Annotated in this window: 15 protein-coding genes; 9 read left to right on the forward strand and 6 right to left on the reverse strand. The window is 74.2% G+C overall.

The window, feature by feature from the left end; translation table 11 throughout:
* Nucleotides 1-1185 carry a mandelate racemase/muconate lactonizing enzyme family protein gene (locus IE317_RS08525; protein ID WP_191307978.1) on the forward strand — a complete coding sequence of 395 codons (1185 nt, stop codon included), beginning with the start codon at nucleotides 1-3 and terminating at the stop codon, nucleotides 1183-1185.
* A gap of 57 nt (nucleotides 1186-1242) precedes the next feature.
* On the opposite strand, the gene IE317_RS08530 is transcribed toward IE317_RS08525, so the two are convergent.
* A complete protein-coding gene (locus IE317_RS08530; RefSeq protein WP_191307980.1) occupies nucleotides 1243-2151 on the reverse strand; it encodes an SDR family NAD(P)-dependent oxidoreductase in 909 nt (302 codons plus the stop codon).
* A gap of 129 nt (nucleotides 2152-2280) precedes the next feature.
* Here IE317_RS08530 and IE317_RS08535 point away from each other — a divergent pair, with 129 nt between their 5' ends.
* Nucleotides 2281-2961 (forward strand): TetR/AcrR family transcriptional regulator, encoded by a 681-nt coding sequence (locus IE317_RS08535; RefSeq protein ID WP_191307982.1) that lies wholly within the window; start codon nucleotides 2281-2283, stop codon nucleotides 2959-2961.
* Between the two features lie 34 nt (nucleotides 2962-2995).
* On the opposite strand, the gene IE317_RS08540 is transcribed toward IE317_RS08535, so the two are convergent.
* Nucleotides 2996-3889, reverse strand: a complete 894-nt coding sequence (locus IE317_RS08540; RefSeq protein WP_191307984.1) for a LysR family transcriptional regulator — start codon at nucleotides 3887-3889, stop codon at nucleotides 2996-2998.
* 83 nt (nucleotides 3890-3972) lie between these two features.
* Between IE317_RS08540 and IE317_RS08545 the strand changes: the two genes are divergently transcribed.
* Nucleotides 3973-5151 carry an MFS transporter gene (locus IE317_RS08545; RefSeq protein WP_191307986.1) on the forward strand — a complete coding sequence of 393 codons (1179 nt, stop codon included), beginning with the start codon at nucleotides 3973-3975 and terminating at the stop codon, nucleotides 5149-5151.
* Between the two features lie 83 nt (nucleotides 5152-5234).
* On the opposite strand, the gene IE317_RS08550 is transcribed toward IE317_RS08545, so the two are convergent.
* Entirely contained in the window at nucleotides 5235-6008 is a 774-nt protein-coding gene (locus IE317_RS08550) for a maleylpyruvate isomerase family mycothiol-dependent enzyme (RefSeq protein WP_191307988.1), read from the reverse strand.
* Nucleotides 6009-6133: 125 nt separating this feature from the next.
* Between IE317_RS08550 and IE317_RS08555 the strand changes: the two genes are divergently transcribed.
* Nucleotides 6134-7726 carry a long-chain-fatty-acid--CoA ligase gene (locus IE317_RS08555; protein WP_191307990.1) on the forward strand — a complete coding sequence of 531 codons (1593 nt, stop codon included), beginning with the start codon at nucleotides 6134-6136 and terminating at the stop codon, nucleotides 7724-7726.
* Nucleotides 7727-7738: 12 nt separating this feature from the next.
* On the opposite strand, the gene IE317_RS08560 is transcribed toward IE317_RS08555, so the two are convergent.
* Together IE317_RS08560 and IE317_RS08565 are read right to left on the reverse strand one after the other, a co-directional pair.
* Nucleotides 7739-8983, reverse strand: a complete 1245-nt coding sequence (locus IE317_RS08560; protein WP_191307992.1) for a cellulose binding domain-containing protein — start codon at nucleotides 8981-8983, stop codon at nucleotides 7739-7741.
* A 154-nt stretch (nucleotides 8984-9137) separates the two neighbouring features.
* Nucleotides 9138-9986, reverse strand: coding sequence for an SCO6745 family protein (locus tag IE317_RS08565; RefSeq protein ID WP_191307995.1), 849 nt, complete (start codon nucleotides 9984-9986; stop codon nucleotides 9138-9140).
* 175 nt (nucleotides 9987-10161) lie between these two features.
* Between IE317_RS08565 and IE317_RS08570 the strand changes: the two genes are divergently transcribed.
* The 5 genes from IE317_RS08570 to IE317_RS08590 all read left to right on the forward strand — a co-directional run bounded on the left by IE317_RS08570 (nucleotide 10162) and on the right by IE317_RS08590 (nucleotide 13606).
* Complete coding sequence (locus IE317_RS08570) at nucleotides 10162-10299, forward strand: hypothetical protein (RefSeq protein WP_191308504.1); 138 nt, start codon at nucleotides 10162-10164, stop codon at nucleotides 10297-10299.
* 66 nt (nucleotides 10300-10365) lie between these two features.
* The gene (locus tag IE317_RS08575) at nucleotides 10366-10899 is read left to right on the forward strand and encodes a MauE/DoxX family redox-associated membrane protein (protein ID WP_191307997.1); all 534 of its coding nucleotides are present in this window, start codon (nucleotides 10366-10368) and stop codon (nucleotides 10897-10899) included.
* A 12-nt stretch (nucleotides 10900-10911) separates the two neighbouring features.
* Nucleotides 10912-11400, forward strand: coding sequence for a TlpA family protein disulfide reductase (locus tag IE317_RS08580; protein WP_191307999.1), 489 nt, complete (start codon nucleotides 10912-10914; stop codon nucleotides 11398-11400).
* Nucleotides 11400-13190 carry an ABC transporter ATP-binding protein gene (locus IE317_RS08585; protein WP_191308001.1) on the forward strand — a complete coding sequence of 597 codons (1791 nt, stop codon included), beginning with the start codon at nucleotides 11400-11402 and terminating at the stop codon, nucleotides 13188-13190. Before IE317_RS08580 ends, IE317_RS08585 begins: the two co-directional genes overlap by 1 nt.
* Entirely contained in the window at nucleotides 13190-13606 is a 417-nt protein-coding gene (locus IE317_RS08590; protein WP_191308003.1) for a S26 family signal peptidase, read from the forward strand. The genes IE317_RS08585 and IE317_RS08590 overlap by 1 nt, the downstream gene beginning before the upstream one ends.
* 244 nt (nucleotides 13607-13850) lie before the next feature.
* Here the strand turns inward: IE317_RS08590 and IE317_RS08595 are convergent, their stop codons facing one another.
* Nucleotides 13851-16715 carry an AfsR/SARP family transcriptional regulator gene (locus tag IE317_RS08595; RefSeq protein WP_191308005.1) on the reverse strand — a complete coding sequence of 955 codons (2865 nt, stop codon included), beginning with the start codon at nucleotides 16713-16715 and terminating at the stop codon, nucleotides 13851-13853.
* Nucleotides 16716-16911 lie beyond the last annotated feature (196 nt).

The following is a 16911-nucleotide window of genomic DNA, read 5'->3' on the forward strand; positions in this document are numbered from 1 at the left end:
ATGCGCATCACTGGTTTCCGGGCCCTCACGACCGTCCAGGACTGGGGCCGCCCGATCGGCGACGCCAACGGCGTCCACGCCGGCGGTGTCGTCCCGATGCCGCTCGTCGTCGTCGAAACCGACGAAGGCGTCACCGGCGTCGGGCTCGGTTCACACGTGCAGGCGGAGACGGTCTTCGCCGCGCTCGAGGGCGAAGACCCGCGCGGCGTGAGCGCCCTCTACGACCGGATGCTGCGGCGGACGTTCAAGGCGGGGCACGCCGGCGCGGTGTTCGGCACCATCGGCGCCTTCGACACGGCGTTGTGGGACATCAAGGCGCAGCTGGCCGGGGAACCGCTCTGGCGGCTGCTCGGCGGGCGGGACCGCCGCGTGCCCGCCTACGCTTCGGGCCTCGACATCGCCCTCGGCGACGAGGAGCTCGCCGAGCTGTACCGGACCTACGCCGGCCACGGGCTGCGGGCGGCGAAGCTCAAGGGCGGGCTGGACATCGACCGCGACCGGCGTCGCCTCGGCCTGGTCCGCGACGTCCTCGCCGAGACCGGTGGCGGCCGCCCGGGGCTGATGCTGGACGTCAACGAGAACTGGACGCGCAAGCAGGCCGTCCGGCACGTCGCCGAGCTCGAACGGACCCTCGACCTGACCTGGATCGAGGAACCGGTGCGGCGCTGGGACGTCGACGGCCACGCGACCGTCGGCCGCGGCGTCCGCGCCTCGGTCGCCACCGGGGAGAACCTCACCGGGCTGGAACAGCACCGGCCGCTGATCGCGGCGGGCGCGGTCGACGTCGTCCAGACGGCCGCGGGCTGGGGCGTCACCCACTTCCTGCGGGTCGCCGCCCTGGCGCACGCGCACGACCTGCCGATCAGCCCGATCGGCACCACCCCGATCGGCCTGGTGCACGCGGCGACCGCGGTGCCCAACCACCTGGTCGCGGAGTTGCAGGACCTCCACCCCCCGGTCGGCATCACCCTGGACCACGAGCTCGGCGACGGCGCGTTCATCCTCGCCGACACCCCCGGCCTGGGCATCCACCTCGACGAAGCAGCCATCGCGGCGGCCGGCCACCGCCTCCCCGACCCGGCGGCCGGCGGAACCCACATCCGGCCGGACCGCGCGGGCTACCACCTCCTCCCCGCCTCCGGCAACGGCCACCTCCCCGGCCTCGTGAGTGAGAAACAGGGTTAGAACCGGCCTTACCACTCACGACGAGCCGCGGCAGACTCCCCTCGCACGTCCGGGCGCTCAGCCGACCGGGAACTTCACCGCGGTCAGCTCCTCCGAAACCGCCCACAGCCGCCGCTGGATCGCCCCGTCGTAGGACTGCGGGCTGGACGCCACCACCTGCGGGCGGCCGCGGTACCCACCCGGGCCCGCCGGGCCGTAGTACTGGCCGCCGAGGGCGGTGGGGTCGGTCGCCGCGCGCAGGATCGGGAGGGCGCCACGCTCCGAGCTCTGCGTGAACAGGGGCGCCACCAGCGGGAAGACCGCGCGCATCGCCGCCGGGGAGTTGCGCATCAGCTCCGTGCGGGCCACGCCCGGGTGCGCGGCGATGGAAGCCGTCGTGCCGTGCGGGGCGAGGCGGCGCTGCAGTTCGTAGGCGAACATCAGGTTGGCGAGCTTGGCCTGCCCGTAGGCCGCCACGCGGTCGTAGGAGTCCTCCCACTGCAGGTCGTCGAAGTGGATGCCCGCGCGGATGCGGTGGGCGATGCTGGCCACCGTCACCACCCGGGAGCCCTCGACCGGCAGCAGCAGGTCCAGCAGCAGGCCGGTCAGCGCGAAGTGCCCGAGGTGGTTCGTGCCGAACTGCAGCTCGAAGCCGTCCCGGGTGGTCTGCCGCGGCGGGTACATGACGCCGGCGTTGTTGATCAGCAGGTCGATCTTCGGGAGCGTGGTGTGCAGGTCGGCCGCGGCGGCGCGGACCGACTCCAGCGACGCCAGGTCGAGCTCCTGCACGGTGACGTCGGCGTCCGCGCCGAGCCGCGCGGCCGACTGCTTGCCCTTCTCGACGTCGCGGACGGCGAGCACCACCGTCGCGCCGCGCTCGGCCAGCACCTTCGCCGTGTCGAAGCCGAGGCCGGTGTTGGCGCCGGTGATCACGGCCACGCGGCCGCGCTGGCTCGGGACCTCGCGCTCGGTCCAGTTCTCGCTCATGGCAGTCCTCCGGGGTCGCGGCCCTTTCGGACCGTCGGTCTGTTATGCCTCCGACGCTAAGGAACCGTCGGTCTATTGTCAAGAGACTGCCGGTCTTCAAACCTCCGGCGCGGGCGTTAGGCTGGTCTCATGACGTTCCAGCGGGCGCGCAGCGCGGAGCAGCGGGAGGAGCGGCGCCGCACGATTCTCGACACGGCGCTGAAGATGCTCGACGAGATGCCGGTGGCCGAGGTCAGCCTCAACGAGCTCAGCCGCCGGGTCGGCCTGGCCAAGTCGAACGTCCTGCGCTACTTCGAGTCCCGCGAGGCCGTGCTGCTCGAACTGCTGGACCGCGCCCTGCGCGACTGGCTGGCCGAGGTGGCCGGCGAAGTGGCCCAAGGCGTCGACCCGGACCGCCCGGCGGCCGAGCGGGCGGAGGCGTTCGCGGCGGTGGTCGCCCACTCGCTGGCCCGCCGGACGGTGTTGTGCGACCTCATCGGCGCGCAGGCGGGCGTGCTGGAGCACAACGTGTCCACCGACGTGGTGGTGCGGTTCAAGCGGTCCGCGCTCGGCGGGCTGGACACGATGGCCGAGCTGCTCCGCCGGTCCGTCCCCGAGGTCGGCGGCGAAGCGGTGTCGGTGTGCCTGCTCGCCATGATCCTCACCGGCGGCCTGTGGACGCACTGCCGCCCGGCCCCCAGCGCCCTCGCGGCTTACGAAGCCGATCCGGCCCTGGCCGCGCTCCACCTCGACCTGGCGCCCGCCCTCGAGCAGGGGCTGACCTTGCTGATCACGGGAGCCATGGCCCGCACCGGCCGGTCGTCCCGCTGACCGACGCTGCCGCGCGTTGATCCACCTCTGACGGTCACATCCGCCGGGCGAGCTCCCGCGCGACCTCGACGGCGATCTCCCGCGTCCGGACCGCGAGGGGCGATTCCGTGCGCCCGGCCGGCCAGTACAGCGCCAGCTCGCGAACCGGCGCCGGCTTCAGCGGGCGGATGCTCAGCCGGCCGTCGGACCAGGCGTCCTGGCCGTGCAGCGCGAGCCACGGCAGCACCGCCCAGCCGATGCCCGCCCGCACCATCGACAGGATGGTTTCGTGGCCCGTCGTGCGGAAGACGAACCGCGGCTGCGCGCCGGCGCGGGCGAACGTCCGCTCCAGCCAGCGCTGGTGGTACGTGGGCGGCCAGGCGACCATCGGCACGTCGTCGAGCGCCTTCACCCGCACGGGACCGTCCGGCACCGCGCCGGCGGCCGTCACCAGGAGGTACGGCTCGTCGAACAGCTTGACGTGCTCGACTTCGCCCTCGACCGGGCCGTCGTGGAACAGCAGGTCGAGCTCGCCGATGCGAGGGTCTTCCGGCGCCACGTCGGACAACCTGATGTCGCAGCCGGGGTGCTCGTCGAGCAGCCGGCGGATCACCGCGGGCAGGATCAGGTTCGACACGCTCTGGAAGGTGCCGATGTCGATGCGGCCGTGGCCGGCCCGGAACCGGTCCACGGCGTCGGTCAGCGCCGCGCCCTTCGCCAGCAGCTCACGGCCGTGCGTCAGGACCACCTCGCCCAGCCGCGTGATCCGGACCGGCCGCGGGCCGCCGGGCCGGTCGAACACCGCACCGCCGACGGCTTTCTCCAGCGCGGCGATCTGCTGGCTCACCGAGGACTGCGTGTAGCCCAGCCGCGCCGCCGCCTGGCCGAACGTGCCTTCCTCGGCGATGGCGGCCATGGTCCTCAGGTGACGCAGTTCGAAGTCGGCCATACCACCCAACATAGCCGTTGGCGATTGGTTCGATCGGAATTCATCGCTTTTCGCGATGTCTTTGCCACCTTAACGTCGCTCCCATGACGACGACTTCGGCTCCGCCCGCCCCGACCTCCCGGCTCGTCCGGGCCCTCGCGGCCACGCACTTCGTCGGCCGTGCGGGTGGCGTGGTGCGGTCGTTCCTGGTGCTGTACCTGACCCAGGCACAGCACCTTTCCCCGGCGACGGCCGGCGGGGTGGTCGCCGCGGTCGGCCTCGGCGACATCGGCTCGCAGGTGCTCGGCGGCTGGCTCGGCGACCGGATCGGCAGGCGCAACACCATGCTGGCCGGGTTCCTGGGGTCGGCCGCGGCGCTCATCGCGCTCGGCTCGGCGGATTCGCTGCCCGGGATCGGGGTGGCCGCCGTCGCCGCCGGGCTGACGCTCGAGCTGTTCCGCCCGGCCGGGTCGGCCGCGGTGGCCGATCTGCCCGCGCCACAACGACTCCGCGCGTTCGGCGTGCTCTACTGGGCGGCGAACCTCGGCTTCTCGGTCGCCACGGTCACCGCCGGGTTCCTCGCCCGGTACGGCTACGGGCTGCTGTTCTGGATCAACGTGGCGGCATCGCTGGCCGCGGCGCTGCTCGTCTGGCTCCAGGTGCCGGAAACCCGTCCCGCGGGGTCGGTGCGGACCCGGCAGGCCCTGCTGCCCGTCGTGCTGCGCGACCGGTTGATGCTCGCGATGCTGGCGCTGCACGCCGCCTACTTCACGCTGTTCCTGCAGACGTTCACGACGTTGCCCCTGCTGATGGCGGCCGGCGGTCTCGGCCCGGCGGCCTACGGCGGAGTGCTGGCCCTGAACGGGATCGCCGTCGTGGCCCTCCAGCCCCTGGCCGTCCGGCTGCTCGCCGGTCGCCACGGCCCCACCGTGTCGGCTGTCTCGATGCTCTTCGTCGGGCTCGGCGCCGGACTCGGCGCCCTGAGCCACGGCACCGCGGCCTTCGCGGGTTCGGTCCTGCTCTGGACGCTCGGCCAGATCGGGATCGCCGTCCGGTTCGGCGACACGTTCGCCGCCCTCGCCCCGGCCGGGCTGCGCGGCGGGTACCTGGGCCTGGCCTCGGCCACCTGGAGCGTCGGCGCGGTCCTCGGTCCGCTGGCCGGAACCGCCCTGCTCGAACTGACCGGCGCACCCGGCCTCGCGACCGGGTGCGCGCTCGGCGGGATCGTCCTGTTCACCGCCCAGCGGGCCCTCGGCCCCGCCCTGCACCGCCGGAAGCACTGACCAGCAGCGGGGGCGGCCGTCTTGAATGACTCATTCCTGGCGTCAGACGCCAGGAATGAGTCATTCACTGCACCCCCGCTGACTCAGAAGCCGGGGAACACGCGGCGCAGGTCGTCGAGCGTGACGCTGCCTTCGACGGTCACCTCCTTGTCGTACGGCGCCTTCAGCCGGCCGGTGACCAGCCGGATGAAGGCCTCCGCCGGCCCGGTGAACGTCGCGGACGGCGCCTCGAGGTGGTCCACCACGGTGACCGCGTCGTCGATCACCAGCCCGGCACCGGGAACCGCGACGGACACCGGGTCCGCGAGCTCGGCCGGCTTCGCGAGGAAGCTCAGCATGAACCCGACGGGTCCGGTCAGCAGCTCGACCAGCACCGCGGCCGAGTCCGCGTCGACGCCGGCACCGGAGTCGAACGCGACCCGCACGTCCCACGAGTGGTTGGCCACCTCGCTCAGCCGCATGCCCAGGGCGGTCACGAGCGGCACCGGCTCCGGCAGGAAGCCGAGGTCGACGGTCAGCGACGCACGCTGCTCGGGCGTGAGCGCCTCGACGGTCTCGAGCCAGCGGCCGTTGTGCTCCAGGAAGCCTTCGGCCTGCGCCCGCGGGGTGGCGGCGTCCCAGCGAGCCCAGATCGCCTGGTTCTCTTCGGCCGCCACGGTCTCACCGGTGGCGCGGGCGATGGGCGCGCGGCCGATTTCGGCACCGCTGCCGAGGTGGGACAGGGCCTGGGCGACGGTCCACTCCGCCGCGCCGCTGGGGGCGGCGAGCTGGTCGTCGGTGAGGCCGCGGACGAGGCCGGCGAGCGTGTCGTGCTCGGAACGGAGGGCGGTGATCGTGCGGTCCACGAGTTGCGTCATGCCACCCTCAACTCGCGGGAGGACGCCGGTGTTCCGCCGATCACCGGGCGGTGGACCCGCGGCCGTCGCCGTGCTAGAAGTAGAACGTGTTTCAATTCTGACCACCGAGGCCGGGAGGTGCGCGGATGAGCGTCCCGACGGTGACCGAGCTGCTGCTGACCCGCGCCGGCGACGAGCGCCCGGGCCTGCGGTTCGAGGACGAAACGTGGTCGTGGGCCGAGCACGTCCGGGCGTCCGCGCGCTGGGCGGGCGGCCTCCGCGCGGCGTTGCGCCCGGGCGAACCGCCGCACGTCGGCATCCTGGCCGACAACGTGCCCGCGTTCTCCGTCCTCCTGGGTGCCTGCGCGTTCGCCGGGGCGGTCCTGGTCGGGCTCAACCCCACCCGGCGCGGTGCCGCCCTCGCCCGGGACGTCCGGCTCGCCGACTGCCGGTTCGTGCTCGCCGAGCGGAAGTACCGGCCCCTGCTGGCCGGCCTGGACCTCGGCGGGATCGCCGTGCGGGAGCTGGAGTCCTGGCCGCCGGCCGCCGACCCGATCGACCCGGTCCCCGCCTCCGCCGACGACCTGCTGATGCTGATCTTCACCTCCGGCACCAGCGGCGACCCGAAGGCCGTGCGCTGCACGCACGGCAAGATCGCGTTCCCCGGCGCGATGCTCGCCGAGCGCTTCGGTCTGTCCTCATCGGACACCGTGTACGTGACGATGCCGATGTTCCACTCCAACGCCATCATGGCCGGCTGGGCGGTCGGGCTCGCGGCGGGCGCGAGCATCGCGCTGCGCCGCCGGTTCTCGGCCTCCGGCTTCCTGCCCGACGTGCGGAAGTTCGGCGCGACCTACGCCAATTACGTCGGCAAGCCACTGTCCTATGTGGTCGCGACGCCGCCGCGTCCGGACGACGCGGACAACCCGCTGCGCCTGGTCTACGGCAACGAAGGGGCGAGCGCCGACCTGACCGCGTTCGAGAAGCGCTTCGGGTGCAAGGTCGTCGACGCGTTCGGCTCCACCGAGGGCGGGGTGGGGTTCGCCCGCACCGACGACACCCCACCCGGCTCACTGGGCCGCCCGGCCGGCGACGTGGCCATCCTGCACCCGGACACCGGGCTCCCGTGTCCCCCGGCCGAGTTCGACGCCGACGGCCACCTGCTCAACGCCGGCGAGGCCGTCGGCGAGCTGGTCAACACCGCGGGGGCCGGTTGGTTCGCCGGCTACTACCGCGATCCCGCCGCCGACGCCGAACGGGTGCGTGACGGCCGGTTCCACACCGGCGACCTCGCCTACGCCGACGCCGCCGGCTTCTGCTACTTCGCCGGCCGGCTCGGCGACTGGCTGCGCGTCGACGGGGAAAACCTCGGCACGGCCCCGATCGAGCGCATCCTGCTGCGGCACCCGGCGATCACCGACGCCGCCGTCTACGCGGTGCCCGACCCGGTGACCGGGGACCAGGTGATGGCCGCCGTCGTCACCGGCGGCACGCCCCTGGACCCCACCGGCTTCGGCCGGTTCCTGGCCGATCAGCCCGATCTCGGGCCCAAACAGGTGCCCCGGTACGTGCGGACGGTCCGGGAACTCCCGCGGACCTCGACGTTCAAGGTCCTCAAGCGGCAGCTGTCCGCCGAAGGCCTGGACTGCACCGACGTGGTCTGGGAACGGAAGGGCAAGGACCTCGCCTACACCGACCTGGGGTCACGCCCGCGCGCCACGAGCGCCACGACGACGTGACCCCGCCGCGGGTCAGCCGGTGGTGCAGGCCGCGCCGTTGAGGGTGAACGCGGTGGCCGGAGCCGGGTTCCCGGTGTGGTTGGCCTGGAAGCCGATGGTGGTGGACGCTCCGGCGGCGAGCTCGGCGTTGTAGGCGACGTTGGTGGCGGTCACCTGCCCCGACGACGGCGCGTACGCGGCACTCCAGCCGGAGGTGATGGTCTGGCCGTCGGGCAGGGTGAACCCGAGCGACCAGCCACTGATCGCGGCCGAACCGGTGTTCGTGATCGTGATGCTTTCGGTCAGGCCGGTGTTCCACGGGCTGACCGTGGCCGCGACCCGGCAGGCCCCGGTGGCCGGCGGCGGGTCGTCGGGCGGCGGCGTGGTGGTGCCGAACTGCGAGAAGAACTGCCACACCAACGCCGGCACCCACGTCCGGGAACCGCTGTCACCGGTCGCGCCGTCCTGCGGGGCGGCGATGTGGCCCTCGTCGAAGGCGGCCCACTGCACCGGGTACCCGGCCCGGCAGCCCGCATAGCTCGTGACCCGGTGCGTCAGGCTGCCCTGCGCCGGCTCGGGCGGGTTCTGGGCGGTGCAGCCGTTGTTGCGCACGAACCGGTCCCGCATCGACCGGCCGCCCGCGATGTTCAGCACGGTGTCCCGCAGCCCGTGCACGCCGAGGTAGGCGATGGGTTGCGTGCCCCCGCTGCACCCGCTGAGCACCCCACCGGACTGCACCGCCACCGCGCGGAACACCGTCGCCCGCGAACACGCGAGCGAGTAGCTCATGGCGGCGCCGTAGCTGAAGCCCACGGAGAACAGCTGGGTCGTGTCGACGCAGAGGTCGCCCTCGACCTGCCGGATGATGTCGTCGGTGAAGGTCACGTCCTCGCCGCCGGAATTGGCCCAGCCGTTGTTGAACCCTTGCGGGGCCACGAAGATGGCGCTGTTGTTCGCGAGCCGCTGCAGGCCGTAGTACGCCCAGGCCCCGGTCTGCACGGTCCGGCCCGTGTCGACGTCGGTGGCCGTGCCGCCCAGCCAGTGGAAGCCGAAGATCAGCCGGTACGGGTGGTTCCGGTCGTAGCCGTCGGGGATCCGCAAGATGTAGTTGCGGCTCTTCCCGCTGGTCTGGATCGTCCGGGTGCCGCTGGTCAACGTCGGCGCCTTGCCACAGCCGGCCGTCGAGGCGGCCGGCTGCAGCGGTGCCCCGGCGGCCACCGCTGCCGAACCGAGCACGAGCAGCGCGGCGGCCACGGCCACCACGACCCTTCTCACCATCACGGAACTCCTCCCGGTGCGGCCGGCGCTCAGGAGGCGATGCTGGAACCGGCGGGAGCGCACTGTCAACCGGCGGAAGGGCGCGGCGGCCGATGCCGTGTTCAGGTGTGGTGCAACGGTTTTCGCCCGGTGAAACTTTCAGGTTCCCGGTGGCCTACTGTCTCGTCAGCGCCCAGGGCATGAACTTTTCCCCGAGCGCCCGGCTGAACGGCCGCACCAGGGTTTGCAGTTCGGTGCAGGCGGCCTCGCCGATGTGCGCGTAGGGAGTCACGCTGTTCTCGTCGGTCACCTTCTCGATTTCCGCGCGGCGGGCCGCACCCGCGGGCGTGAACGCCGGTTCGGCGTCATCGGTGAGCCAGTCCCGCTCGCGCAGCCCGGCGACGGCCCGGTTCCAGTCCTCTTCGGACCACGACCGGGAGGTGCGCAGGGTTTCCGCGGGGACCGCGCCGGAAGCGGCGTGGGTGATCAGCGCTTCGATGCCGCTCAGCCCGGCCGTCAGCAGGGCCGCGACGTGCGCGTCGCCGCGGTACTCCCGGAGCAGGGTCTGCGCGTGCCACAGCACCAGGTGCGGCTCGGTGGGCCACGGCAGCGCCGCGTGGGCGGCGAAGAGGGGCCGGCCGGTGACGTCACCGGTGACCGCCTCCGCGGCTTCGCGCAGGAGCGCGGCGGCCCGGCGTGTTTCCGGCGCGGTCACCGCGTCGCCCAGGACGCCGCGCAACGCCTGATCGGCCGCGGCGAACCGCGCGGCCAAGACGGCGGCCGGGTCGGTGACGGACCAGGCGGCGGCGATCGAGTCCCGGACGAGAGCCGGGTTGAAGTTGTAGAAGGTCGCGATGACGACCGGGGCCGGGACCGCGCCGAGTGCCGCCGACCTCGACGCGAAATAGCCGGCGCGGCCGGTGAGCCCGAGCTCCGCGTAGGCGGCCGCGGCTTCCGGGGCGAAGTAGATCATGCCGTGGTAGGGCTCGAGAGTTCGCCAGGTCCGGCGCGCCGCTTCGATCACGCGGGCCAACATACCATCCGGTCGGTACGGCGCGGCCCGGGTTTCGCGGCCGGCTTCCGATTTCCGTGGGGTACCGCCATCCGGCGTACCGCAACGGCGGATTCCTCGATAGCGAACGGATAGCGAGCCTGGGTCACGATCTTCCCGTCGATTCCCGCTGATGAGAGGAGTGATCATGGCTCGCATGATCAACGCCCTGGGTGACCGGCTGCTGGGGCTGTTCCTGCGCGAGGTCAAGGCCGGCGCTTGCATCCCCGAGCACGGCCAGGTCTGCAAGACGCTCCACTACGACTGCTACGGCAACTGCAAGTAACCGGTGTCCACGCCTTTCCCGCCGCGCCCGTCGCGGCGGGAAAGGCTCGCCAGAGGGGGTGCACCGATGCTCGGCGCTCAGTTCGTGCTCGCCGCCCGTGTCCTCGTCGGGCTGGTGTTCGCGGTCGCGGCCGTCGGCAAGCTCGCCGGCCGGACGCGGCTGACGGAGTTCGCCGATTCGCTCGCCCCGCTCGGCCGGTCGCCGGTCGGCTGGCTGCCGGTCGCCGCCGGGACCGCCGTTGTCGAGCTGGCCACCGCCGTGCTCGTCGCCTTCCCCGCCACCTCCCGGCTCGGTCTCGGGCTGGGAGCGGTGGTTCTGCTCGTGTTCTGCGCCGCGATCGTCCGTTCCCTTCGGCTGGGCCGCCGCGTCACCTGCCGCTGCTTCGGCCGCTCCGGGGCGGTGCTCGGCCGGGCCCACCTCGTCCGCAACGGGCTGCTCGCCGGGGTGGCCGCCGGCGCGCTCGCCGTTCCGCCGGGCCCCGCACCCGGGTTCGACGGTGTCGCGGCCGCCGCGCTCGTCGGCGCGTTCGCCGCCCTCGTCGCGATCAACTCCGACAGCCTGGCCGGCCTGGTCGGCAAGGCGGACCCCGCCAACCGCTGAGAGAGGTATCCCATGTCGTTCCTGGTGGCCGTGGTCGCGGTGCTGGCCGTGCTGACGGTGCTCAACCTCCTGCTGTCCTCGGCGATCATCCGGCTGCTGAACGAGCAGCGCCGGCCGGTGACCCCCGACCTGCCCGCCGTGGGCACCGAGATCGGGACGTTCGAAGTCACCGACACCGACGGCGTGACCGTCACCGATCGCGACCTCGATGACGCGCTCGTCGCGTTCCTGTCGCCCACCTGCGGGCCGTGCCGCCGGATCGCCGGGAAGCTCACCGAGCCGACCATCGCGTTCGTGATCGACGGCGGGGACCGGGCCAAAGCCGTCGAGTACGCGGCCGGGCTGGGGCCCGCGGTGCGCGTGGCCTTCGTCGGCGACCGCAGCCCGGCGTCGGCCGCGTTCAACGCCGGTGACGTGACCCCGACCCTGGTCCGCGTGCGGGACCGGCGGATCGCCGCCGCCGGCCACGACCTCGACGCCGTGCGTCCGCAGCACGTCTGATGAACCTCGTGCGTGCGGCGGGTCCCGCGTTCGCCATCGCCTGGCGCGCGTCCCGGGTGGCCACCGCCGGCGCGGTCGCGCTGGCGGTGCTCGCCTCGGCCGTGCCCGCGGCCTCGGCCTGGCTGGGGAAGCTGCTGTTCGACGAGCTGGCCGCCGGCCGGGACACCGGGCGGATCGTGCTGCTGGCCGTCGGCTCGGCGGCCGGGCTCGCCGTCACGGCCGCGATCACCGCGGTCGCCTCCTACTGCACCTCGCTCGTGCGGGCCAAGTCCGCGATCGAGGCCGAGGATCGCCTGGTCGGCGCGGTCGGTGCGCTGCCGGGATTGCGCCGGCTCGAAGACCCGGCGTTCCTCGACCGGGTGCGGCTGGCCGAGCAGGGCGCGCAGGAGGCCGCGCCCGCGGTGCTGGGGCTGACCGTCGACGCCGTGCGCACGCTGATCGCCGTGCTCGGCTTCGGCGGCGCGGTGGTGCTCGTGTGGCCGCCGATGGCCGGGCTGCTGGCCGCGTCACTGGCGGCGACGGCGGTCTCCCAGCTGACGCTGTCCCGCCTGCGCACGCGGGAGACCGAGGCGATGATGGCCACCCAGCGCCAGCGGTTCCTGTTCCGCTCGCTGTGCTCGGACATCCGGGCGGCCAAGGAGATCCGGCTGTTCGGCCTCGCGGACCTGTTCCGCTCGCGGATGGTGGCCGCGGTCCGCACGGCGACGGCGAGCGAGTGCGCGATGCAGCGCCGGATCGCCGTCGCCGGGATCGCCGCCGCGGTCGTCTCGGCGGTGGTGGCCGGGATCGCGCTCGTGGTCGCCGCGACCGGCGCCGCCCGGGGCTCGCTGTCCATCGGCGACGTCACCCTCTTCACCGCCGCGGTGGCCGGGATCCAGTCGCCGGTGAGCACGCTGCTGAACCAGCTCGGCCGGGCCGGCGGCTCGCTCGGGGTGTTCCAGCACTACCTCGACGTCGTCACGACCGAGCCCGACCTGGCGCCCGGGACCGCTCCCGTGCCGCCGCTGACCACCGGCATCGAACTGCGGGACGTGTGGTTCCGGTACGACGAGACCGGCCCGTGGGTGCTGCGCGGGGTCGACCTGGTGCTCCCCCAGGGCGCGGCGGTCGGGCTGGTCGGGGTGAACGGTGCGGGCAAGTCGACGCTGGTGAAGCTGCTCTGCCGCTTCTACGACCCCGATCGCGGCCGGATCCTCTGGGACGGCGTGGACATCCGCGGCTACGACCCCGCCTCGCTGCGGGCGCGCCTCGGCGCCACCTTCCAGGATTTCACCAGCTACGACCTGACCGCGGCCGACAACATCGGCATCGGCGACGTCGCCCGCCTCGGCGATCTCGACCGCATCCGCGCGGCGGCCCGCCTGGCCGGGATCGACCCCGCGCTGTCGGCCTTGCCGCGCGGCTACGAAACCCTGCTGTCCCGGGCGTTCCTGGACGTCGACGACAAGGCCGGGGCGGCGCTGTCCGGCGGCCAGTGGCAGCGGGTGGCGCTCGCCCGGTCCCTCATGCGCGCCGAGGCCGACCTGCTCATCCTCGACGAACCCAGCTCGGGCATGGACGCCGACGCCGAGACCCGCACGCACGAGGCCCTGCGCGCCCACCGGGCCGGCCGGACGAGCGTGCTGATTTCGCACCGCCTGTCCGCCCTGCGCGGCGCGGACCGGATCGTCGTGCTCGGCGGCGGCCGGGTGGTCGAGGAAGGCACGCACGACGAGCTGCTCACCGCCGGCGGCGAGTACGCCCGGCTGTTCTCGTTGCAGGCCAAGGGATACGCGATGGTGGAGGCGTGATGGTCGCCCTCGTGGTGGTGGTGGTGGTGGTGGTCGTGGTGCTGACGGCGCTGGTCGTGCTGCGCCGCCGGTACGTGGTCGCCCGCGTCTGGGGGCACAGCATGTCCCCCACGTTCCACGACGGCGAGCGCGTGGTCGCGACCCGGCGGCGGGTGTACCGGGCCGGCGACGTGATCGTCTTCCGGCCGCGGTCCACTTCTTCCGACGTCGCGTGGCGCATCAAGCGGATCGTCGCGGTCGCCGGTGACCCGGTCCCCGCCTGGCTGGAGACCGGCCACCGGGTCGTCCCGGCCGGCCGGGTGGTGGTCGTGGGCGACAACACCGGTCACAGCGAGGATTCCCGCCAGCTCGGCTACATCGACCTCGCCAGCGTGGCCGGCGCGGTCCCTCACCGGCCGGCGCCGGAGGGCAGCTGACGGTCGATCTCCGCCACCACCCCGCTCCACCCCCGACTCGCTCGACCGGGCTGCCGAACCGGCCCTGCAAGAGCAGAGCCGCGCGAGCGATGCGGCGAGCGGCGGACCGGTCGCCAACAGGCCAGCTCCACACCAGCGTGGCCAGCGCGGCCCCTCCCCCACCCGCTCGACCGGGCTGTCGACCCAGACCTGCAGCCGGGCCGCGCAGGCAAGGCGGCTGCCAGCGCGATACCAGCGTGACCCCTCACCGCCCCGCGCCCGACGGCAACTGGCACTCGATCTCCGCCAGCACCCGCTCCACCCCGACCCGCTCGACCGGGCTGTCGAACCGGTCCTGCAAGAGCAGAGCCGCGCGGGCGATGCGGCGGGCAGCGGCCCGGTCGCCGGCGGCCAGCTCGATCGAGGCCAGTGCGAGCAGCGCGGCCGACTCGGCGTCCGGACGGCGGGTGCGGCGGGCCAGGCCCAGCGCGCGGTCCGCGGATCTCCGGGCCGCGGACAGGTCGCCGTGCGCGCGGAGGGCGTCGGCTTCGGCGGTCAGGCACCAGGTCTGGCCGACCAGGTCGCCGTTCCGCTCGGCCAGGGCTCGGGCCTGCCCGGCGAGGCGGACCGCGGCCGCCGTGTCACCGCAGGCCAGTGCGGTGCGCACGATCACGAGCCGCACCTGGGCGCAGGTCTTCCACTCGCCGGCGGCGTCGGCCAGCCGCAGGGCCTTCCGGCCGTGCGCCCGCGCCGCGCCGAGATCGCCGAGGTGGTCGCGGTACAGGGCGGCGAGCGTGCCGTGGCAGCCCGACTCCCCCGCCCGGTTGCCGGACTTCCGGAAGCACACGACCGCCTCGCCCACCGCGGTGACCGCCCGGTGCCAGTCGCCGCAGCGCTCGTACGCGTAGCCCAGACTGGTCAGCACCTCCGCCCGCAGCGCGGGGTCGACGTCCCGCACCGGCACCTCGCCGAGGATGGCGATCACGTCGGCGTACCGGCTCCGGTGCATCCGCGCCGTCGCCGTGACCAGCGCCGCGGTCACCCGCACCACCGGGTCCGCGCCGGCGACGGGCCGCAGCCGCGCGGCCGCCCGGGCGCCGTGGTCGTAGAGCTCGAGCCGCACGAGCGGCGCCCGCAGCACCAGCAGCAGCGCCGCCGCGGGACGGGGCAGGCCGCCGCGCACGGCCAGTGCGAACACGGCGAGCAGGACGTCGGCGTCCGCGGCCACCCACGACAGCGGCTCCCGCACCACCTGCTCCGCCACGTCCGGGCCGAGCGGCGCGGCCGCCTCGGCGAGCACCGCGTAGCCGACCGGCGTGCCCAGGATGCCCGCGTAGGCGTGCCGGGCCAGCGCGACCGCCCAGCCGGTCAGCCGGTCCAGGGCACCCGGGTCGAGTGCCGGGCCGACGGTGCGGCAGTAGGCCCGCACGAGGTCGTGCATCCGGTAGCGGGGCACCCCGTCGCGCCCCGGGCCGGCCTGGTCGAGCAGGTTCATCGCGCACAGGTGCGCCAGCACCTCGCCGGTGCGGTGCAGCGGCACGCCGAGCACGGGCGCGAGCGGCCAGCCGGTGAACGTCGGCGCCCCGATCGCCGCCAGCGCGAGCATCGCGGCGCGCGCGTCGCGGTCCAGCAGCCGGAAACTGGCGTCGAGGCTGTCGCGCACGCTGCGCTGCCCGGCCACCAGCTCCCGCATCCGCCGCGACTCGTCGGACAGCCGCGCGGCCAGCTCCGCCACGCTGAGCTTCGGGTACGCCGCGAGCTGCGCCCCGGCGATCCGCAACGCGAGCGGCACGCCCCCGCACGCCTCGATCACCGCGGCGATCGTGCCGTCGCCTCCGGCCAGCCGGGCCGCGCCCGCCACGTTCGCCAGCACCGTCCCGGCCACCTCGTCGCACAGCGGCGCGAGCGGCACCCGGACCACCGGCTCGACCTCGGGCAGCACGGACCTGCTCGTCACGATCGTGGCGCAGCCCGGATCGGCGGCCAGGAGCGGCTCGATCTGCCGGGCGGTGGCGGCGTTGTCGAGCAACACGAGCACGCGCTTGCCCGCCGTGCGGCTGCGGAACTCGGCCGTGCGGTCCTCGACGGTGGCCGGCATCGACCACGCCGGCACGCCCAGCGCGCGCAGGAAGCCGGCGAGGACGTCGTGCGGGGCGGCCGGCCGGGCATCGGCACCCCGCAGGTCGGCGTAGAGCTGCCCGTCGGGATAGGCGTGCACCGCGGCCGCGGCCGCGTGCACGGCCAGCGCCGTCTTGCCGATCCCGGGCATCCCGGTGACCAGCACCAGCGGAGGCGCGTCGGCCCGGCGCACCACCACGGCCCTGATCGCGGCCGACTCCGCTTCGCGTCCGGCGAACCCGGAGGTCCGGGGCGGCAGCTGGGCGGGCACCACGGTCGCCGACGGCGGCGTCCCGACGGCGAGGATTTCCGCCTCCAGCGCGAGCAGCTCCCGGGACGGGTCCACGCCGAGCTCGTCCCGCAGCACGCGCCGGGCCTCGTGGAACGCGGCCAGCGCGTCGGCCCGCCGTCCGGCGCGGTGCAGCGCCAGCATCCGCCGGTGGTGCAGGCCCTCGCGCAGGGGGTGCGCCTGCACCAGCGCGCTCAGCTCGGGCAGCAGCCGCGCGGCCCGCCCACACGCGATCTCGGCGTCGATCCACTCCTCGGCCAGGCACATCCGCAGCTCGTCCAGCCGGAGCAGCTCCGCGCCGGCCAGGTGCGGGGTGACCCCGCCCAGCGGCGTCCCGGCCCACCGGTCGAGCGCGGACCGCAGCAGCGCGGCGGTGTCCGCGGGGTCCCCGGCCGCTCGCGCGGTCAGCAGCAGCCGCCGCACCTCGTCGACGTCGGCGACGCAGTCCAGCAGGTACCCGCTCGGCACGGTGACCACGGCCCCGCCGGCGCCCGCCCGGTCGAGCGAGGCACGCAGCTTGGAGACCTGGATGTGCACCTGGGTCCGCGCGGTGGCCGGCGGCCGCTCGCCCCACAGCGCATCGATCAGCCGCTCCACGGAAACCGGCTGCCGGCAGGCGAGCGCCAGCGCGGCGAGCACCGTGCGCCCCAGCCGTCCCTTGATCGGCACCGGTGTCCCGTGGACCGTCGCCCCGACGGGGCCGAGGACGGTGGCTTCGAGCAATCCCCTGCCCTTCGAGATCGGGTGGCGGGCACGTGGGCATGCCGAGGACCGGCGGCACCGCCGCGACCGGCTCGGGCCGGCGTGTAATAGCTGTCGGACGACGCGAAAGCGTCAGCCCGCGCCTCCGCCGAAGCGGAGCGGGAAGAGGGTGCGCCGACGGTCACCGGCGCGCCCGGGCCCGCGGCGGGCCGGGCGC

It is taken from the genome of Amycolatopsis bullii (genome assembly GCF_014654205.1).
Lineage (GTDB): Bacteria > Actinomycetota > Actinomycetes > Mycobacteriales > Pseudonocardiaceae > Amycolatopsis > Amycolatopsis plumensis.

Coding starts and splice junctions, on each gene's coding strand:
- IE317_RS08525 (WP_191307978.1), top strand. CDS start 1: ATGCGCATCACTGGTTTCCGGGCCCTCACGACCGTCCAGGACTGGGGC.
- IE317_RS08530 (WP_191307980.1), bottom strand. CDS start 2,151: ATGAGCGAGAACTGGACCGAGCGCGAGGTCCCGAGCCAGCGCGGCCGC.
- IE317_RS08535 (WP_191307982.1), top strand. CDS start 2,281: ATGACGTTCCAGCGGGCGCGCAGCGCGGAGCAGCGGGAGGAGCGGCGC.
- IE317_RS08540 (WP_191307984.1), bottom strand. CDS start 3,889: ATGGCCGACTTCGAACTGCGTCACCTGAGGACCATGGCCGCCATCGCC.
- IE317_RS08545 (WP_191307986.1), top strand. CDS start 3,973: ATGACGACGACTTCGGCTCCGCCCGCCCCGACCTCCCGGCTCGTCCGG.
- IE317_RS08550 (WP_191307988.1), bottom strand. CDS start 6,008: ATGACGCAACTCGTGGACCGCACGATCACCGCCCTCCGTTCCGAGCAC.
- IE317_RS08555 (WP_191307990.1), top strand. CDS start 6,134: ATGAGCGTCCCGACGGTGACCGAGCTGCTGCTGACCCGCGCCGGCGAC.
- IE317_RS08560 (WP_191307992.1), bottom strand. CDS start 8,983: ATGGTGAGAAGGGTCGTGGTGGCCGTGGCCGCCGCGCTGCTCGTGCTC.
- IE317_RS08570 (WP_191308504.1), top strand. CDS start 10,162: ATGGCTCGCATGATCAACGCCCTGGGTGACCGGCTGCTGGGGCTGTTC.
- IE317_RS08575 (WP_191307997.1), top strand. CDS start 10,366: ATGCTCGGCGCTCAGTTCGTGCTCGCCGCCCGTGTCCTCGTCGGGCTG.
- IE317_RS08580 (WP_191307999.1), top strand. CDS start 10,912: ATGTCGTTCCTGGTGGCCGTGGTCGCGGTGCTGGCCGTGCTGACGGTG.
- IE317_RS08585 (WP_191308001.1), top strand. CDS start 11,400: ATGAACCTCGTGCGTGCGGCGGGTCCCGCGTTCGCCATCGCCTGGCGC.
- IE317_RS08590 (WP_191308003.1), top strand. CDS start 13,190: ATGGTCGCCCTCGTGGTGGTGGTGGTGGTGGTGGTCGTGGTGCTGACG.